General features: G+C 44.5%; 3 protein-coding genes. All 3 read left to right on the forward strand.

Features of this window, described 5'->3' with window-relative positions; all coding sequences use genetic code 11:
- Nucleotides 1–114: 114 nt before the first annotated feature.
- Complete coding sequence (locus tag QEH53_RS23380; protein ID WP_309025654.1) at nucleotides 115–729, forward strand: hypothetical protein; 615 nt, start codon at nucleotides 115–117, stop codon at nucleotides 727–729.
- A gap of 90 nt (nucleotides 730–819) precedes the next feature.
- On the forward strand, nucleotides 820–1,452 hold the full coding sequence (locus QEH53_RS23385) for a hypothetical protein (RefSeq protein WP_309025655.1): 633 nt from the start codon (nucleotides 820–822) through the stop codon (nucleotides 1,450–1,452).
- Between the two features lie 494 nt (nucleotides 1,453–1,946).
- The gene (locus QEH53_RS23390) at nucleotides 1,947–2,225 is read left to right on the forward strand and encodes a hypothetical protein (protein ID WP_309025656.1); all 279 of its coding nucleotides are present in this window, start codon (nucleotides 1,947–1,949) and stop codon (nucleotides 2,223–2,225) included.
- Nucleotides 2,226–2,959 lie beyond the last annotated feature (734 nt).

The raw sequence follows: 2,959 nt of genomic DNA on the forward strand, positions 1-2,959 counted from the left end.
GGTAAGTGCACGCCAGTTTCACAACGAAGCCCTGGATATCAACCTCAACCGAAATGGAAACTCAACCGAAGCCGACATCGTGTGGCTTTGACGTTAGGCGAAAAGATCTACCCAATGCCCGTTCCAGAATCTCCAGACGAATATTTGCAATCAGTCTCCCTTCTCAGGGATTCCGAAAACCCAAACATACGTGATGTTTTCACTCTTCTATATATAAAGATGGAAGAGCAAATGAGGAAGCTTCTGGTCTATTTCCTACGCTTACCTCCGCACCACATTCACTACGACCACATTGCCAAATACATCAATGATTCTGACACAGATGTAAAATCGGGGTGCAGAGACATTTCCATCTTCGGAGATATTTGTTTCCGAACAATCATAGGCGATGGAAACTATGATGACGGCAAGAAACGACTCAAGGAGGTTGCGGACCTAAGACTTCTCAGAAATCCAATATTTCACGGTAAGATGATGGAACAGAAGCATTACGACATGCTTAAGCCAGAAACTTTAGATACAATTGAAAGCTGGATACGTTTAGTATCAGAAAAGATGCAAGAAAGCATCGGTTACAACGGGATCGGACCTATGACATATCATCCGAAAATTTACGCGACTAGAAAGGACTACGTTTATCCTAAAGACTCTGACCATACCGAAGTAAGGGCTTACATCGAAAGTTTTAGAAAAAAGTATTGGGAAAACAAAAAAAAGAAAAGTGCCTAACCAGGCGGCCCATACAACTCCGGCCATCGCTCCGCGATGACCTCCGCGTATGGCCTTCACGTTCTGCGGATCAATAAAACCAAAAAATCCATGCGAAAACTTACCACCCTATTTCACATATTAATCGTAAGTACGATCCTTTCCTCGAACTCAACGGCCTCAGACCTAACCCTTTCTGCTCAAGCAAACGTAATATTTATAGAAGCCGATGGAACAGACGAAGAAGTATTGACTCCGCAAATCCAAATAGAATGGAAACCAAGTAGTATACCGTATCACAGTTTCGGATTTTCTCACGCCAAATACTCATGGAACAGCAGTTCATTTTGGAGCGACCCAACCCCGGGTTGGAATGGAGTCACGGGATCAAGCACCAAATACGAATCTAACATTACACAAATCGACGTCTTCTACAAATACACCTTAGAGTCTTCTAATTCTAGGCAACTTTTCTACTTCAAACCTTCTATTGGAGTCGCAGGTATAAGTAAGACAATAGGAACAACAACTCAAGGAGGCTACTTCGATGGAGCTACACTAACAAGCAGCTACGAAAAACGAATCCCCTTACTCACCGCTGTCATTGGTTTCGAACGAAAACTGACAAAAAAATCCAGTATTAACCTCGAAGCAGGGTACACCAACTTCGATATTGATGATGATCGCATTTTCACAAAACTAAATGGTTTGCACATTGGAATAGGTATAAACCTCAAGATATAAAGCAGAACAAAACGTTTCAGACAACGAGCGCAAGCGCTCGTCGTCTGAACTTGGCGATGGCAGAAAATATAATTATATAACTAAACTAAGGAGACGTACTCGAATCGTAGGAAGCAGCACCCTCAAGCAGTGCGACCACGACATTCACCAAGCCAATACGATGTGGACCGATTCGAGTTTAACCAAAGAGACAGATCATGACGACTGGCTATTCAAGCATCAGTTTTTAGCGTAGAACCCCCCAACGACCCCGAATCGTTGCTAATAAAAACCCGAGTCCGAAGGAAACCGAAACCGACGGGAACGAACCAAATAAAGAGCCAGATAACAAGCGGAACACCTTTGAAGAAACGAAGATTGCCATCAAGTCGGCCCATACAATTCCGGCAAACGCCCGCCTCTTTCACCTCGAACCAACCCCTGAAAACACTAACTTGAAGCGGAACCCAAACTGAGGCCTCCACGTATGGCCTCGGCGTTCGACGAAAAATAAAATGAGAGTCTTTCTAAAATTCCTAGCAGATGGCGATGATTCCTACGACGAAGCAAAAAACGATGGAATCGATTTCACTGTTCTTCCGCGAATTGGCGAAGTGGTAGACATAAAGGGTTTCTATCACGCAGTAGCCACAATAGTACATTCTGTTGAAGAAGGATCGATTACGATTCACCTCGGTCAGTCGGCACAAAGTCCAGCAGAAGCTCAGCATTGGATTGCCCAAAGTGAATATCCGAAAGAATGGATGGATTTGAGTGACAACGAAACGATATGAAAAGAAGGTCGAACAAATCGGTCGATACAACTCGGGTAAGCGCTCGCTGAAATTCAAACACACCAGACACGCTCAACCTCAACCCAACGTTCGAGCTCTAGCTTGAGCTCGCGTATCACCTCGGCGTTCTGCAAAAATAGATGAGCTGGAAAAGAAAGAGTGAACGTGAAATCTCAGTCATCGATGACCAGATGAAACGAGAAGCACGGAAACCGCATACCCCAGCGCTGTTTTCAGGAACTACGATTGTTTTGAGTTTCCTCGGCTTAAGCTTTCTCCCGTCCATGCATCGATCGCCAGAGCCAGCTGGAATGACATTGAAAGGACTAACACTCGCAGTCTCATTCGGGGCGATCGCCTTTACTATCATGTACCTCGTACAATTAAAAACGAAGAGAAACATAGGAAGTGATACGGGATTCGGAATCTGTGATCGTTGCCACGAAACCAACCACGACGGAAAAAGAAAATGTCACTGCGGAGGAAGATTTGAACCAAATGAATTCTACGAGAAGATCTAAAAATAAGCAGAACAAATCGGTCGATACAACTCGGGTAAGCGCTCGCCGTTTTTCAAACAAACCAGACACATTCAACCTCAACCCAACGTTCGAGCTCTAACTTGAGCTCGCGTATCACCTCGGCGTTCTGCAAAATAATGAAAACAGCGTTCCTACTTCACGTCCTCTTCATGAGCATCATAGCACATGGAAGCACCCTATCAATCAGCAGTG

Source organism: Pelagicoccus sp. SDUM812002 (assembly GCF_031127835.1).
Classification (GTDB): Bacteria; Verrucomicrobiota; Verrucomicrobiia; order Opitutales; family Opitutaceae; genus Pelagicoccus.